18 protein-coding genes and 1 tRNA gene are annotated in these 14,938 nt (G+C 38.9%); 7 read left to right on the top strand and 12 right to left on the bottom strand.

Going from position 1 to position 14,938, the window contains the following annotated elements; translation table 11 throughout:
- Positions 1 to 37 precede the first annotated feature (37 nt).
- Both P4V41_RS19655 and P4V41_RS19650 read right to left on the bottom strand, forming a co-directional pair.
- On the bottom strand, positions 38 to 547 hold the full coding sequence (locus tag P4V41_RS19655) for a hypothetical protein (protein WP_328086819.1): 510 nt from the start codon (positions 545 to 547) through the stop codon (positions 38 to 40).
- Between the two features lie 107 nt (positions 548 to 654).
- Entirely contained in the window at positions 655 to 798 is a 144-nt protein-coding gene (locus P4V41_RS19650) for an acid-soluble spore protein N (protein WP_066241162.1), read from the bottom strand.
- A gap of 149 nt (positions 799 to 947) precedes the next feature.
- Between P4V41_RS19650 and P4V41_RS19645 the strand changes: the two genes are divergently transcribed.
- Complete coding sequence (locus tag P4V41_RS19645) at positions 948 to 1,076, top strand: FbpB family small basic protein (RefSeq protein ID WP_328086861.1); 129 nt, start codon at positions 948 to 950, stop codon at positions 1,074 to 1,076.
- Positions 1,077 to 1,117: 41 nt separating this feature from the next.
- Here P4V41_RS19645 and acnA read toward each other — a convergent pair whose 3' ends face one another.
- Entirely contained in the window at positions 1,118 to 3,844 is a 2,727-nt protein-coding gene (gene acnA / locus P4V41_RS19640; RefSeq protein ID WP_328086818.1) for an aconitate hydratase AcnA, read from the bottom strand.
- Between the two features lie 284 nt (positions 3,845 to 4,128).
- Here acnA and P4V41_RS19635 point away from each other — a divergent pair, with 284 nt between their 5' ends.
- Both P4V41_RS19635 and sspO read left to right on the top strand, forming a co-directional pair.
- Positions 4,129 to 4,317, top strand: a complete 189-nt coding sequence (locus tag P4V41_RS19635; RefSeq protein WP_198767125.1) for a DUF378 domain-containing protein — start codon at positions 4,129 to 4,131, stop codon at positions 4,315 to 4,317.
- 82 nt (positions 4,318 to 4,399) lie between these two features.
- A complete protein-coding gene (gene sspO, locus P4V41_RS19630) occupies positions 4,400 to 4,570 on the top strand; it encodes a small acid-soluble spore protein O (RefSeq protein ID WP_137789569.1) in 171 nt (56 codons plus the stop codon).
- On the opposite strand, the gene P4V41_RS19625 is transcribed toward sspO, so the two are convergent.
- Positions 4,567 to 4,824, bottom strand: a complete 258-nt coding sequence (locus tag P4V41_RS19625) for a hypothetical protein (protein ID WP_328086817.1) — start codon at positions 4,822 to 4,824, stop codon at positions 4,567 to 4,569. The genes sspO and P4V41_RS19625 overlap by 4 nt on opposite strands.
- Positions 4,825 to 5,117: 293 nt before the next feature.
- Here P4V41_RS19625 and P4V41_RS19620 point away from each other — a divergent pair, with 293 nt between their 5' ends.
- Positions 5,118 to 5,258 (top strand): small acid-soluble spore protein P, encoded by a 141-nt coding sequence (locus P4V41_RS19620; RefSeq protein ID WP_137789571.1) that lies wholly within the window; start codon positions 5,118 to 5,120, stop codon positions 5,256 to 5,258.
- A gap of 47 nt (positions 5,259 to 5,305) precedes the next feature.
- On the opposite strand, the gene selA is transcribed toward P4V41_RS19620, so the two are convergent.
- Positions 5,306 to 6,685: an L-seryl-tRNA(Sec) selenium transferase gene (gene selA / locus P4V41_RS19615; protein WP_328086816.1), complete on the bottom strand. Its 1,380-nt coding sequence runs from the start codon at positions 6,683 to 6,685 to the stop codon at positions 5,306 to 5,308.
- 52 nt (positions 6,686 to 6,737) lie between these two features.
- The gene (locus tag P4V41_RS19610; RefSeq protein ID WP_328086815.1) at positions 6,738 to 6,974 is read right to left on the bottom strand and encodes an Rdx family protein; all 237 of its coding nucleotides are present in this window, start codon (positions 6,972 to 6,974) and stop codon (positions 6,738 to 6,740) included.
- A gap of 94 nt (positions 6,975 to 7,068) precedes the next feature.
- Here P4V41_RS19610 and selD point away from each other — a divergent pair, with 94 nt between their 5' ends.
- Positions 7,069 to 8,124, top strand: a complete 1,056-nt coding sequence (gene selD / locus P4V41_RS19605) for a selenide, water dikinase SelD (RefSeq protein ID WP_328086814.1) — start codon at positions 7,069 to 7,071, stop codon at positions 8,122 to 8,124.
- Positions 8,125 to 8,159: 35 nt separating this feature from the next.
- Here the strand turns inward: selD and phnC are convergent, their stop codons facing one another.
- The 5 genes from phnC to selB are packed head-to-tail and all read right to left on the bottom strand — an operon-like array spanning position 8,160 to position 13,475.
- Positions 8,160 to 8,900: a phosphonate ABC transporter ATP-binding protein gene (gene phnC, locus P4V41_RS19600; RefSeq protein ID WP_328086813.1), complete on the bottom strand. Its 741-nt coding sequence runs from the start codon at positions 8,898 to 8,900 to the stop codon at positions 8,160 to 8,162.
- An 8-nt stretch (positions 8,901 to 8,908) separates the two neighbouring features.
- Positions 8,909 to 9,667, bottom strand: a complete 759-nt coding sequence (phnE, locus tag P4V41_RS19595) for a phosphonate ABC transporter, permease protein PhnE (RefSeq protein ID WP_328086812.1) — start codon at positions 9,665 to 9,667, stop codon at positions 8,909 to 8,911.
- 9 nt (positions 9,668 to 9,676) lie between these two features.
- Positions 9,677 to 10,570, bottom strand: coding sequence for a phosphate/phosphite/phosphonate ABC transporter substrate-binding protein (gene phnD, locus P4V41_RS19590; protein WP_328086811.1), 894 nt, complete (start codon positions 10,568 to 10,570; stop codon positions 9,677 to 9,679).
- 16 nt (positions 10,571 to 10,586) lie between these two features.
- Entirely contained in the window at positions 10,587 to 11,582 is a 996-nt protein-coding gene (locus P4V41_RS19585) for a glycosyltransferase (RefSeq protein ID WP_328086810.1), read from the bottom strand.
- Between the two features lie 3 nt (positions 11,583 to 11,585).
- Positions 11,586 to 13,475 carry a selenocysteine-specific translation elongation factor gene (gene selB, locus P4V41_RS19580; RefSeq protein ID WP_328086809.1) on the bottom strand — a complete coding sequence of 630 codons (1,890 nt, stop codon included), beginning with the start codon at positions 13,473 to 13,475 and terminating at the stop codon, positions 11,586 to 11,588.
- 401 nt (positions 13,476 to 13,876) lie between these two features.
- Between selB and P4V41_RS19575 the strand changes: the two genes are divergently transcribed.
- Together P4V41_RS19575 and P4V41_RS19570 are read left to right on the top strand one after the other, a co-directional pair.
- Positions 13,877 to 13,973 (top strand) — tRNA-Sec (locus P4V41_RS19575).
- 29 nt (positions 13,974 to 14,002) lie between these two features.
- Positions 14,003 to 14,428: a DUF2621 domain-containing protein gene (locus P4V41_RS19570; RefSeq protein ID WP_328086808.1), complete on the top strand. Its 426-nt coding sequence runs from the start codon at positions 14,003 to 14,005 to the stop codon at positions 14,426 to 14,428.
- 45 nt (positions 14,429 to 14,473) lie between these two features.
- Here the strand turns inward: P4V41_RS19570 and P4V41_RS19565 are convergent, their stop codons facing one another.
- On the bottom strand, positions 14,474 to 14,938 hold the full coding sequence (locus tag P4V41_RS19565; protein ID WP_328086807.1) for a cytochrome c biogenesis protein CcdC: 465 nt from the start codon (positions 14,936 to 14,938) through the stop codon (positions 14,474 to 14,476).

Below are 14,938 nucleotides of genomic sequence, written 5' to 3'. Positions count from 1 at the left end.
CATCATAGTTTGTACAAATAACCGAGTGAAATATTCTTTAATTTTTTTGCAATAAAATGGGACTCATGTTTTGAACGCTGGATTGACAGAGATCAGTTAAATATTCCCAATATTCAACTACACTGTCATCTTCTAAGTTTTTCATAGTAATCTCAAGCCATGCTAATTCTTCAGCTAGCCTGATTGATGAACCTATCCAATATTTTTTGTTTTTTACAGTGATCTGGAATGGTTCTTCAAATCGAAACGGAAGATAAAACCCTTCCGTATTCGGATGCAAGATAATATGTTGATAAACGGTTCCTTTTGTAAGCTTAGCATAGAACAAGAATACTCCATCGTTCTTTGCTGCTGCTTTTTTTAACTTTTCAAGCGTTTCAACATTCCCTAGTTCCATCGTTGTTATCTCTTTATCCCAGTTCAACTCTTCACGAAAAGGAACAAGATGTCCTAATCGTTGCATTTCAATTTCCAATTTACGATATAAGTAATCCTGATCATCCTTGTTGTGTGATACAGGTAATGGTTTGACAGATGCCGTAATCAAACGTACCCCTCCTAATTCTTTCACTACATACACTTTTTCGACAAAATTCTCTGTATATGGGAGTCAAAAGAAAAAATAAGGAGAGGTATTTTTTACAAAGTAACGTGTTATTTTCCTTTTGGTGGTACATAATCAGCATGATCATGCGATTTGTTAGCCATCTTTTTTCCATTGTTACTGTTGCTTTCACGTGGTTGAGTGCCGATATGGTTTGGAACGAAATCTTCAGGAAAGCGTTTTGGATTACTCAAAGGTCCTACCTCCTTTCCTTTCTTTTTACTTTTCCATTAATCAAAATCATCTATTCATATGTTAAGTAGCAATTGTTTTTTAAAGTCTGATTATTTCGATTTTAATTTGGATATACTTGTAATATCCCAATGAAGAGGTGCAAGTAATGATGAGGAAAAATAGAAAAATGAATTTTAGAGAACTCGTGAAAGAGAACAAACGACAATTGTTGAAAGATGAATCCTATATTGAACAGCTTGAGATCAAACTCGAAGAAAAACATATGAAAAAAGCATAAAAAAATCCTTTGCCTAAACAAAATGGCAAAGGATTTTTTTATTAGTTTTGAGTTTGAGAAGAGTGTGCAAGTTTGTTACGAAGTACCATTGGAAGGATACCACCGTGACGGTAATACTCAATTTCAACTTCGCTATCAAAACGAGCTACAACTTCAAATGTTTTTTCTGTTCCATCTTCAAAAAGAGCTGAAACCTTAACAAGATCACGCGGTTTAACCGTTTCATCAACTGAAACCGTGAATGACTCTTTTCCAGTAAGTCCAAACGTCTCAGCACTCTCACCATCTTTAAATTGAAGAGGAAGTACTCCCATCAACACTAGATTTGAACGGTGAATACGTTCGAAGCTTTCAGCAAGAACAGTTTGAATACCAAGCAATGTAGTACCTTTTGCTGCCCAGTCACGAGATGATCCCATACCGTAATCTTTACCTGCGATTACCATAAGACCCGTACCGTTCTCTTTGTATTTCATCGCAGCATCATAAATGCTCATTACTTCGTTAGTCGGCCAGAAAGTTGTCCAACCCCCTTCAGTACCAGGAGCAACAGCGTTACGGATACGAATATTTGCAAATGTACCACGCATCATCACTTCATGGTTACCACGACGAGAACCGTAAGAGTTAAAGTCACGTGGCTCAACACCGTTTTGAATCAAGTATCTTCCTGCAGGAGTATCTTTACCGATCGCACCAGCTGGAGAAATGTGATCTGTTGTAACAGAATCTCCAAATTTAGCGATAAGCTTAAGATCTTTAAGAGGTTGGATCTCTTTAAGTTCTGCAGATAGCTCTTCAAAGAACGGAGGGTTTTGAATGTATGTTGATGATGTATCAAAACCATATAATTGATCAGCTGAAGTCTTCAGTTCGTTCCAGCGTTCGTTCTCATCAAATACACGCTCGTACTCCTTCTTGAACAATTCTGGAGTAACTGCTTTCTTCATCGCTTCATTAATCTCTTCAGTTGAAGGCCAGATATCTTTAAAGTAAACTTCGTTGCCATCTTTGTCTGTTCCGAAAGAATCAGATTGAAGGTTGAAATCTACAGTACCAGCTAGCGCATATGCTACTACTAACGGTGGAGAAGCTAAGTAGTTGGCTTTTACAAGCGGGTGGATACGTCCTTCAAAATTTCTGTTACCCGAAAGTACAGAAGTAACAGTTAGATCGTTTTTAGAGATCGCATTTTCAACTTCAAGCGCCAAAGGACCTGAGTTACCGATACATGTTGTACAACCGTAACCAACTAGGTTGAACCCTAATTGATCCATATAGCTCATTAAACCTGCCTCTTCTAAATAACGCGTAACAACTTTAGATCCCGGTGCTAATGACGTTTTTACATAGCCAGGAACTTTTAAGCCTTTTTCAATCGCTTTCTTAGCAACTAATCCAGCACCTAACATTACGTACGGGTTAGACGTATTCGTACAACTTGTGATTGCAGCAATCGCAACAGCACCTGTCTTCATCGTAGAAGTTTCGTTGTTCGGATGCTTAACCGTTACTTCTTTGTTGATTTCATCAGCTGTTAGACCGAACCCTGCATTTCCTTGTGGAGCTACAAGCGCTTTATTAAAGCTGTCTTTCATTTGAGATAGTGGAATCAAATCTTGTGGACGTTTTGGCCCAGACAAGTTTGGTTCGATTTCAGAAAGATTGATTTCAACAACATCTGTAAATTCAGGATCAGCATCTCCTGCTGTGTAGAACAAACCGTTTGCTTTGCAATACGCTTCTACAAGCTGAATTTGGTCTTCTGTTCTACCTGTCAGACGAAGATAGTTTAATGCTTCTTCGTCAACTGGGAAGAAGCCGCAAGTTGCGCCATATTCAGGTGCCATGTTTGAAACGGTAGCACGGTCTGCAAGAGGCATATCCGCTAGTCCTGGACCGAAGAACTCTACGAACTTTCCTACTACCTTCTTTTCACGCAATACTTGCGTTACTTTAAGTGCAAGGTCAGTTGCAGTTGTTCCGTTTGGAAGCGTTCCAGTTAATTTAACACCGATTACTTCTGGAACTGGGAAGTAAGACGGCTGACCTAACATGCCCGCTTCTGCTTCAATTCCACCAACACCCCATCCTAATACTCCTAGACCATTGATCATTGTTGTATGAGAATCAGTACCTACTAATGAATCAGGGAAAGCAATTGTTTCTCCTTCAGATTCGCTCGTAAGAACTACAGGCGCCAAGTACTCTAAGTTTACTTGGTGTACGATACCAGTTGCAGGTGGTACTGCACGGTAGTTGTCAAACGCTGATTGAGCCCAGCTCAAAAGTTTGTAACGCTCTTCATTTCGAGCGAATTCAAGGTTCATGTTAAAAGCAAGTGAATCTTCAGTACCTGCTTTATCAACCTGTACAGAGTGATCAACTACAAGATCAACAGGGATTTCAGGGTTGATCTGAGAAGGGTCTCCACCCATATCCTTCATGGCTTTACGAAGAGAAGCTAAGTCAACGACAGCTGGTACTCCTGTGAAGTCCTGAAGAATAACACGTGAAGGCTTAAAAGGAACATCGATATCTTTTAGTTCACTTGTTCCCCACTTTGCAAGATTTTCAACGTGTTCTTTGTTAATTACTTTTCCATCAAATTGTCTTAATACAGATTCCAATAATACTTTTACAGAGTAGGGTAATTTTGATACGTTACCAATTCCCGCTTCTTCTAACGCTCCTAAACGGTAATAGCTAAATTCCTTACCGTTAACATCAAAAGTAGAACGGGCATTAAATACATCATTTCTTTTCATGTTCCACTCTCTCCCTTCACTAACAATCATACACGATTATGAGAAAAATTGTCGAAAAAATGTGTTCAATTCACTAGTATAATCACACAAAATCTTTTTTTCCCTCTATTATCATACGTAAAACCCTTTCATAAGTAAAATAGTTAATGGTTATCAATCGACATAAGTTTTTCTTATGATATGAAAATCACCATCATTCACATGCTCGCATATAGTAAATTACGTAATACTTCTTTTTGTTTTCCGCTTAAGTACCACTCTTCAATAGATCGGAGGGAAACAGGATGGAATGGTTAAAAAAACTTGCCGCTTTACTTGTGCTGATCGGAGCATTAAACTGGGGAGCAATCGGTCTTTTTGATTTAAACGTTGTTACAGAAGTTTTTGGAAGCGCTACCACAGTAACGAAAGTTCTATACAGTTTGATCGGACTCTCTGGCGTCTGGCTGCTGCTCAGTAAATATAAATCATGAACGTAAAGAGGCACTCCTTTTTTTGGAGTGCTTCTTCTTTTTGATATTGCACAAACTAATTATTACGGAGGTGACAAATAAAATGGGAAGAAATAAAGCAAATCACTCGCGTCCTGGAATGAACGCAGCAAAAGCTCAAGGTAAAGGTGCTGGATATGATACAGAATTCGGTAATGAATCGTTATCCTTACCTAACGAAAAGCTAAGTGAAGCTGAGCGTCAGAACAATAAGAAAACGAAGAAACGTCATTAAGGTTTTGGAAATTGCTTCTGAAGCTGTTGAAGCTCATTTAGAAAGCTCTCTAACTGTGGCTGTTGGTGTTCTGAGGCCGTTTCAAGTGCATTCTGTATTTGTTGACAAGCCTTTTCATTTTCTGTCATAAAATGAGCATGGAAAACTCCATATTCACTGTTTGAAGCATCCAATGTTTTGGAGATATCCATCGCATGGTGATAACCTTGCTCAGCAGCTTGATATGCTTGTTGCTTGTTTTTATGATAGGGCATAATTACCATCCTTTGTTTTGATATACCTTTAACGTTCCAATTTTATCTATAATTATTCAATAAATTGGTTTCTATTGCTGGGCAATTGCACAGATGTAGTTGATTTACGTTCCAGGTGCTCGCTTTCCGGGGGGGCGTGCGGTGAGCCACCTCGGCGCTATGCGCCCTTAATTGTCTCACCTGTCCCGCTGATCCCCCAGGAGTCTCACACCTTGCACTACAATCAACTAGGCAATGAAGCCTTTCTAAAAACTATCTATACAAAAGTGAAAAGAAAGATAGGAGGCTTATTTATGGGAGAGCATAATACGTTTAAAGATATTCGAAAGAACGCTCCAAAAGGGGAAAACCCTGGACAACCAGCTCCTATGAGTGGTTCTAAAAAAGTAAAACAACGTAACCATACGGGACAAAACTCTGGAGAAGGCCGTTAATACAAAAAAACAACAGGGACTGACAAATTATCTGTCAGTCCCTATTCTTAGTCGATAGAACGTATCGCTTCTTCAACTGTGATAAGCTCTTCTTCGGAAATCGTTCTGAGATCCAATAGGACTTCTTCACCTTTGATTCTTACGATAATAGGGGTTTTATATTTCCTAAAAGCTCTTGCTAAGTAATTTTCTCCTTTTGAGTGTTTAAGCCCTAGACAATATGTAGGCAACTTCACATCCGGCATCGTTCCTCCCCCTACTTGTGAGAACTCTTCAAGAATTCTGACGGTTAACGAAGGATGATCTTCAACTTTTCTTTTTAAGTGCCATACTACCTTTCTGATCTCTTCAGGAGTTTTTAAAATATCTCTAACTGTAGGAATCGTTGTGTATTCTTCATTCAAATAAGCTTGCAACGTTTCGTTTAATGCGGCGATCGTAAATTTATCCACCCTTAAAACACGGGCTAGCTGATGTTTCTTTAATATGTCGATAATCTTCTTTTTCCCTGCAATAATTCCAGCTTGCGGGCCTCCCAGAAGTTTATCTCCACTAAAAGAGACAACGTCAATTCCTTTATTGATAACAGAGGAGATTAGTGGTTCATCCCCGATTCCAACGGACTGAAAAGGATAGAGAGCTCCACTTCCCAGATCTTCATAAATAATTAGATCTGGGTGATTTCTCTTCAACTGCATTAACTCGCTAGAAGAAACGTCCTTTGTGAACCCGATCACTTTAAAATTACTAGTGTGAACCTTCATGATCATACCTGTTTGATCGTTTAACGTTCGTTTGTAATCAATAAAATGTGTTTTATTGGTAGTACCTACTTCCCTTAGTTTTGCACCACTTTCTTCCATTATAGATGAAACACGAAATGAACCTCCAATCTCAACAAGTTCACCTCTTGAAACAATGACTTCTTTATTTTTAGCTAGTGCTTTAAGGACTAAATAAACGGCAGCTGCATTATTGTTCACGACCATTGCCGCTTCTGCACCAGTCACTTGTTTAATTAGATTCTCTGTCAGATCATGTCTCGAGCCTCTTTTTCCTTCCTCCAAGTTATATTCTAAATTTGAATACATCCTTGCTGTTTCACTCATCCGCGCTACGCTTTTTTCACTAAGTCTAGAGCGACCAAGATTGGTATGTATTACAACTCCACTAGCATTAATCAGTGAACGGATCTGATCTGTAGGATGAGTTAGATTAGACTTTGCTGAATTCTTCACAAGTACTCTGACATCAGTTTTCAAGTGAATAGTATGGTGGTTGTTGAGAATATTTTCCCGCCAAAATTTAATCGCATCTTGAACAGCTCGTGTAATTTCCTTTTCCGGTTTGCTATTCACTTCAGAACTGATATCTTTCACTACCTCATGCACGGCAGGAAGCTGCCTTAACAAATCAGATTTTGACAAAATGAAGCTCCTCCTTAAGGTCACAACGATCCCCTTAAGGAGGGCATCGTTTTTACGCCTTGAATTTTTCTAAGTGTTGAATGATCAGATCATGATCCGGAAATTCTCCGGTCTCTTTTTTTGAATAAATCTTATTGCCATCTACAGATACTTCAAAAACTCCGCCAGAACTTGGAATTAGTTCAAGCGATGAAATTTTAGAACGAAAATGGTTAAACAGGTCTTCCGCGAGACTCGCGGCTTTTGGTGCAAAGTTTCACATCATGCAGAATTCAATAGATACTTTCATACATACATCCTCCTTTTTTAAGACTATTTTAGTATATCCTTAGGCAATTCACAAAAATAATGTTTATACTAACAAAAGGAGGTGTCGTTTCATTATGACAAGTGAAGATAAAGTAAAGCTCACTCACCTTTCCTCAAAAGGTGGTTGAGGCTGTAAAATTGGTCCAGAAGACCTGGCGCAAGTTTTGCGTCATCTACCAAAACGGGAATATGATCCTAACCTTTTAGTTGGTTTAGATACTTCAGACGATGCAGGAGTCTATAAGTTAACCGATGACCTTGCTATGATCCAGACTGTCGACTTTTTTACACCTATTGTAGATGATCCATATATGTTCGGCCAAATCGCCGCTGCTAATTCACTAAGTGATGTTTATGCGATGGGAGGATACCCAACAACAGTAATGAATATTGTAGGCTTCCCGATCAATACTCTTGGTCACGATGTGCTCGCTGAGATTTTAAAAGGAGCAGCTGACAAAGTGAAGGAGTCCGGTGCAGTTCTTGTTGGAGGACACTCGATCGATGATTCTGAACCTAAGTTTGGTCTGTCAGTCACAGGACTTGTCCATCCTTCTAAAATTCACAAAAATGTGGGAGCAAGACCAGGGGATGTTCTTGTGTTAACGAAACCAATCGGTGTCGGTATTCAAACCACTGCTATTAAAAAAGACAAGCTTTCAGAAAATCAGCTTCAGTTAGTCAGCACAACGATGGCCACACTTAATAAAACAGCAGCAGAATGCTTGGAAGGTCTATCTCCAAACGCTGTAACAGATGTAACCGGTTTCGGTCTTCTCGGTCATGCGACAGAGATGGCAAAAGGGACAGGAGATATTACCATCGAGATTGATTATCACAGTGTACCGCTTTTACCTGGCACCACAGAGCTTGCGCAAGAAGGAATCGTGCCTGGTGGTACTAAAGCTAATCATCGCTGGATAAAAGATGATGTGCTCTATGGCAATGAACTTTATGAGTGGCAGCAATGGATTTTATGTGATGCTGTAACTTCTGGCGGTTTACTTGTAAGTCTACCTGAAGAAAAAGCCGCAGAATACGTTAAGAGACTTCACACTAAAGGCATAAATGACGCTAGCATCGTCGGTCGTGTACTTGCATTTTCTGAAAAACCAATCAAAGCCAATTAAACACAAAAAACTCCGATGTCGGAGTTTTTTTGTGTTTAAAGATGGTTATAGATCTCAGCGTACACGGTTTCATCAAAATCTTCAGGTGCACCGTCAAAGACTAGCTTTCCGTTTTTCAGTGCAATAATTCTTGTGGCGAATTTTTTTGCAAGAACTACATCATGCACGTTAATGATTGAAACGAGATTTCGTTTCACATGTGTTTCTTTTAAAAGTTGAAAAATCCTTTCAGCAGTTCCAGGATCCAAACTTGCGACAGGTTCGTCTCCCAAAAATACTTTAGGGTTCTGCACGAGTGCTCGTGCGATCGCAACCCTTTGTTTTTGTCCACCGCTTAACTTCTCAACTCTTCTTGTTGGTTCAACCGTTAGCTCAACCTGTTCAATAGCTTCTAGAGCTTGCATTCGATCAGTCGGTTTAAACAAACCTAACAGATTTTCATAAGATTTTTTGTATCCAAACAGACCTGTTAAGATGTTCTGAACGACACTCATCCTTGGTATTAAGTTGAAATGCTGAAAGATCATCCCCGTTTTTCGACGAACTTCTAACGTCTCTTTATGAGTCATCTCATTCAACGTTTTATCTCCCCATTTTACATAACCACAAGATACTGGCTGCAGACCGTTAATACACCTTATAAACGTAGATTTCCCTGCACCGCTTCTACCTAGTACACAAACGAACTCTCCTTTTTGGAAAGTAATATTCACATCTTTTAAAGCAGGTTCTTTAGCGCCAGGATATGTGACAGATACATTCTCAAATTCAATCATGTTATCACCTAAATAACCTTTTCACGAATTTTCCCACCAATATAATCCACCATGATAACCATGATCATGATGAGTAGAACGTCAACAGAGACTAGCTGATATTGAAACGTTTTAAAATGAATAAACAACTGTTGTCCGATTCCCCCGCCACCAATAAGACCTAAGATGAGCGAAGTACGTATAGCTACTTCAAATCGATAGAAAAATTGAGATAGTACATTTGGCCATATTTGTGGAAGTACTGCAAATAGATTTCCGATCCACTTACTTGCCCCAACTGCTGACATCGCTTCAATCGGACCTTTATCTGCCGCCTCGATCAGTTCTGAAATCAGCTTACCTAACACCCCGATGTTATGCAAAACGATGGCGATAACAGCAGGAAACGGACCAAGTCCGAGCGTTGTTAAAAGAATTAAGCCGAACACAAATTCAGGTACTGATCGTAAGAAACTCAGTAAGAAACGTGTTATCGTATAGACGAAACGATTTCTACTTGTATTTCTAGCAGCGATAAAACTTATCGGAAGCGCGATGATTAAGCCGAAAAAACTCCCCAAAAATGCAATAGCGATCGTTAACAAACTTTCTTGAAACAGAAACGGCAGACTTTCTGTGTTCATCGGAAACCATTTCGACAGAAAGTCACCCATATTCTGAAAATCTCTAAACTTCGAAAGATCAAACTCCGTTAACTTCATGCTTCCTATCACGAGTATAATTAAGCATAATACGATTAGTAATTGGTCCCTCTTAAACCAAACCATGGTTCCCCTCTATTCTTGAATGGTACCCTCTTTAATTGCTGCTTGTCGGATACTCTCGTAATCCTTGTTGTCTGCCTTCGTAAACCCAGTTGCACCAAAGGCATCTAAAATCTCTTTATCTTTAATATCTAAAAAGATCTTCTGAAGTTTCTTCATCGTTTTCTCATCTGTACTTTTAGATACAGCCCAAGGATATTGGAACAATTTCTCTGACTTCCAGATTACTTTAAACTGATCTCCGTCAATCGCTCCTTCTTCAATCAACTTATCATAGATGGCGCTGTCAATCGCACCAACATCCACTTGTTTGTTTTGAACAGCAAGAGCGGTCGCATCATGAGAACCAGTAAACCTAACATTGTTAAAATCACTATCAGATTCACTTCTGTAGATGCCTTCATCTTTTAGTTTGATACTAGGAATCAATGATCCTGAAGTGGAAGATGGATCACCAAAAGCAAACTTTACATTCTTAGCATCAGATACCATGTCCTCAAAATTTTCATACTTACTGTCTTTATGTGTAATCAAATAAGAGTAGTAGAACGGTTCACCTTTGATCAATTGTGTTACGATCGCTTTAGCCCCACTTTCTTCATGTGCAACAACGTATGTAAGAGGTCCGAAATATGCCATGTCGATCTTATCATAGTTCATCGCTTCAACTACACCGTTGTAATCCGGATAAGAGGTAATCTTGACTTCTCTTTCCATTTTCTCGCTAAGCACTTTCTGAAGTTTATCAAGTGCTCCCTTCAATTCACCCTCCGTTTGGGCTGGAATTACACCAATCGTAAACACTTCACCATTATTCAATTTTGTATTCTTTTTATCACCGTTATTCGTTCCGCAAGCTGATAAGAATAGAATCATAGTCAGCAACAATAAACTAATTTTTTTCATTATACTCTCTCCTTTTTTATTTCTCTTTATATAATTTCAAATAAGAGTCAATCTCTTTCTTAATAGTGTGGTTCTCTATTATGGTTTGATACCCATGATCACTTAGTTGCTTATACGTTTCTTGATCAGAAATGACATTTTTTATAGAATGATATAATTCTTCTTGAGACTGAAACAACAATCCGTTCATTCCGTGCTGTATGATGCTAGCATTTCCTGGGTTTTCCCTTGCGATTACAGGCTTTCTGAAACTCATCGCTTCTAATAATGCTGTCGGCTGCCCTTCTGAGATCGAAGTATTTAGGACAACATCTCCCCATTCATAAAGCTTCTTCATTTGACCTAGCTCTACTTCAGGCAAATAATATAGCCACTCATACTTGTTTTCTGCCTCTTTCACTCGTTCGAATTCTTCCTCATTCAAGTTTGCTCCTACTATTAAAAAGCGGAGTTCTAAGAAATCATTAGACAACCTAATCAAGCTTTCCAATGCAAAAAGAACATCTTTAACTGGGCGAATGCCAGCTGGCAGTAACAATTTTGGGTAGCCTTCCGGTAGAGTGAACGCTTCTATCGTATGGTCATTAGGTAAATAAATACTTTGTGGGATTACATGTACGGATTGATCTGTTAATCCATAATCTTTTACGAGCATTTGTTTAGCTTCTTGTGTAAAAACAGTGATTGCTTTCGCTTCACGCAACAATGGAAGATACCTTTCTTCGTCTTCAGTTAACGAGTGGTTGAGATCCGTTCCTCCTGAGGTAACGATATAAGGTTTATCCAACTTAATCTCATTTTTTTCAGCCCATTGAACGAATCTAGAAAAATGAAGGATGTGATACAAATCCGCTTTCACCATTCGTTCAAGAAGAGTAAAATTAAGACTTAATTCTTCATATGGAAAAAATGAAAACTCAACTTTATCAGATAATCCATGTTCTAATCGTTTAGCCGTGGTAGAATTACCACGGTTTTGTTTATAATATGGTGTAAAAAAGACAACTCTCACATTTTACACCCATTTCCTAACATTTGATTCTCGTATCGTATATCCTTCAGCGTCCATACCTTCCAATATTGGTATTAAAAACTTTCTTGACGTATGAAGGATCGTTTTAGCATCTTGCACGGTAAAGGATGAATCTGTATGGATTCTCAAGTTTTCAACCGCCGAATCAAACGCCTTTCTACTCAACAAGATCTCATCAAAAAGCATGACCACTTGATTTGTTTTCAATAAATAATACTTAAATTCATGATATAGAGCTTCTGGAAGTTGCTGAGCGTTGTAGATGTTCTGGAGGTCATCAGGCTCAAGCTGCGCTTCTACCAATATGGTCAGAACATTCGCCATCCTTTTAGCCCATTTTTCTGGATAATGTGGTTTGAAATGCGATAAATGAACAAATTGGTCCGTGATTGTAACGGTTGAATCTGCTACACATCTTTCAAGAAGCGAATTAACTATCTTAGGATTTACTTCACTTTGGAATGATTGAACGATTTCTGCCTTTGGTATGCCTTGCCTTAAACTATACTCACTATGGAAGTTTTGAAGTTTGTTCATGATGTTAAATTTAATATGCTGTACCGTAGAATCAGACACCAAATAATCTTGTATTTGTTCAATAGAACCCTCACTTAATAGTTCACCCAACGTGTGTTGAAGAATTTCCTCTTCCATTCCAATAGATCTCTTAAGTTCTCGTTCTGACATCGATCCTACTTTATTCAGCAACTGTTGGACCCGCTCAACAGGTGTTCCTTCATGTTTACTCTTTAATCGCTCGATCGTCTCCGTTCCAAATCTATAAACAGATCCGTTCGGGTCGATAACTTCTCCTCCTCCGATCGTTTCCTCAGGAGAGGGTCGCCTTATGATGAAACGATCACCTCGTTTTGTCACGATCTCTTGATCTAATCGAACTTGACAATATATTTGATCTTCATTGTTATCAAGCTCATTTCGGTCAAAAAGGACGAGTTTTCCCATCACTTCAGACGTCCCGCTATAAAACTTAACAAGAGAGCGCTGCTTCAACTTCCCTTTCCACCCTTCACCCGTTGATAATACGAGATCGATAGTGTCCGTTGTCGAATAAACATTCGGCTCTACTAAAACATGCCCTCTTTTCCAATCGGCTTTAGAACCTCCTGAAAGGTTCAGAGCTGCTCTTTGTCCGGCTCTAGCAGCATGAACATCTTGCTTATGCACTTGAAGTTTACGAATCTTCACTTTATCATTCCCAGGCTGAACAATAAGTTCATCACCTTCCTGCACCTCACCTTCATATACCGTTCCTCTTACAACAGTACCTTGTCCTTTTACGGTAAAGATGTGATCGATCGGCATGCGAAAAGTGCCTTGTGATGATTTAACAGGTGTGTCTTTTAAGAGGTTTGTGATTTCACTTTTTAATTCCTCTATTCCAGCTGAAGAAACACTGTCTACAAAATGCATTGGAAAATGTTCAAAAACCGATGAGTTTGTAAGTTCCAATATGTCTTCTTCAACTAACAACCTCATCTCGTCATCAATCAAATCTGACTTCGTAACAACGATTATTCCTTTTTCAATGCCCAAGAATGACAGAATTTCAAAGTGTTCTCTCGTTTGAGGCATCACGCCTTCATCTCCGGCGATTACAAGGAGCACAAGATCAATTCCTGCTACACCAGCAATCATTTGACGGATCAGCTTTTCATGGCCAGGTACATCCACTATCGATGTATGCAGATCATTTGTTAATGGAAAAGGTGCAAACCCTGGTTCAATCGTAATCTTGCGAGCTTTTTCTTCTTTGAGCGTATCTGTGTCTATCCCACTTAGAGCTTTTGTTAGCGTCGTTTTTCCATGATCGATGTGTCCTGCCATACCAATCGTATAATATTTAATCGTCATAAGTTTAACCACCTATATGTACATACTCTCCTACACTTTATGAAATGGAGATGTAAAAAACAAGGATAACGCATTTTTCATTGTTGAAATATAGCGAAATCCGCCTGTCCAACATTATTTCCCAGCTTGCTATAAACGAATGTATATTTATTCATAACTGTATACCCACAGGTTATCCACAGAACAAGTTATTCACACTTGTCCACAGGGTGAACTGTTATAGTTGATAAAATAAACTGTTATAGTGTTAAGCTGTTATAGTAGAACATCTTCTCTGTTACAGTCGTGCTATGCCGCCGTTCGACAAATCTGTTCTCCCCTATCTTATGGAAAAAGGCACAAGTCTTGTTCTATTGGGGTAAAATGCTGTATAATGCAATAGCGAGCAAGAGATTTTTCTTGGGGCCAGATGTGTAGCTGGTGCTTACCTGGGTCTTCAAAACTTTTTGGGAGGCGCGTGCCGTCTCCGGTGGGTTCGATTCCCACATGGTCCCGCCAAAAAAAATTATACATATGAGGTGGACGCATTGTCTGGATGGTTCATCACTTTTATCGTGTTATGGTCCGTTTTTTTATTTACTATGTTTGCAATCGGCGGATATTTTATGTTTCGCAAATTCTTAAAACGACTTCCTAAAGAAGATGGAAAATCAATTTTAGATTGGCAAGAACATTACATCAACCAAACCATTCATCTATGGACGGATGATCAGAAAAAGCTTCTAAATGAATTGGTAGCTCCGGTACCTGAGCTCTTTAGGGATGTAGCTAAAGAAAAGATCGCTGGCAAGATCGGTGAATTAGCATTACAAGAAAAAGCAAGTTCTATGTCACAAGACTTAATCATTCGCGGCTATATTATCGCGACTCCAAAAAGAGATCACAAATGGCTGATTAAGACTTTAAAAAAGAAAAACATCGATATCAAACCTTATCGTTCTTTACTCGCATAAAGAACCCCCTGAATCCTTTGATTCAGGGGGTTTTCTTCTTATAAATTATAAAGCGATCTCATTTTTCTTTTTATTAAACAAAACGAGCATCGCAAGTCGCCATGGTAAGATCATTCCAAACGCAACGATAAAGAATAATGAACTTGTTTCAAAAATTGAGATTGTAGAACCAATATACCATTTTAATGCTAAACGGATGGCAAACAATCCGATAATGATAAAGATAAACGCTTTCGATCGAACCAAGTATACATGATTACCTTTAATCTCGAATTTACTTGTCATGATAAGAAATATCGAGAACATGATACCAACTAAGAACGCCTCCCCCGCTTCCGTCCACGTGATATGAAAAGCGGGAATCACGAACTGAAGAAAGCCTGTGCTCATCGCTAACGGAGGTATGATGATCTTTTTTGTGGTAACCGGTTCTCTCGTTTCTTTCATTCGAAAATTAAAAACAATCACTGCCATAATGATGGCAAAGCATGTACTCGCAATAAAAAACAC

This window comes from Fictibacillus nanhaiensis (genome assembly GCF_036213205.1).
Taxonomy (GTDB): Bacteria; Bacillota; Bacilli; order Bacillales; family Fictibacillaceae; genus Fictibacillus; species Fictibacillus nanhaiensis_E.
Note: the sequence above shows the minus strand (reverse complement) of the source record. Positions and strands in the feature narration are given on the sequence as shown.

Bases quoted from the DNA above. Each gene is read 5' to 3' on its own strand.
- phnD (WP_328086811.1), bottom strand. From the start codon at position 10,570: ATGAAAAAAATTAGTTTATTGTTGCTGACTATGATTCTATTCTTATCA.
- P4V41_RS19625 (WP_328086817.1), bottom strand. From the start codon at position 4,824: ATGCCCTATCATAAAAACAAGCAACAAGCATATCAAGCTGCTGAGCAA.
- P4V41_RS19635 (WP_198767125.1), top strand. From the start codon at position 4,129: ATGGAATGGTTAAAAAAACTTGCCGCTTTACTTGTGCTGATCGGAGCA.
- P4V41_RS19645 (WP_328086861.1), top strand. From the start codon at position 948: ATGAGGAAAAATAGAAAAATGAATTTTAGAGAACTCGTGAAAGAGAAC.
- phnE (WP_328086812.1), bottom strand. From the start codon at position 9,667: ATGGTTTGGTTTAAGAGGGACCAATTACTAATCGTATTATGCTTAATT.
- acnA (WP_328086818.1), bottom strand. From the start codon at position 3,844: ATGAAAAGAAATGATGTATTTAATGCCCGTTCTACTTTTGATGTTAAC.
- sspO (WP_137789569.1), top strand. From the start codon at position 4,400: ATGGGAAGAAATAAAGCAAATCACTCGCGTCCTGGAATGAACGCAGCA.
- selB (WP_328086809.1), bottom strand. From the start codon at position 13,475: ATGACGATTAAATATTATACGATTGGTATGGCAGGACACATCGATCAT.
- phnC (WP_328086813.1), bottom strand. From the start codon at position 8,900: ATGATTGAATTTGAGAATGTATCTGTCACATATCCTGGCGCTAAAGAA.
- P4V41_RS19620 (WP_137789571.1), top strand. From the start codon at position 5,118: ATGGGAGAGCATAATACGTTTAAAGATATTCGAAAGAACGCTCCAAAA.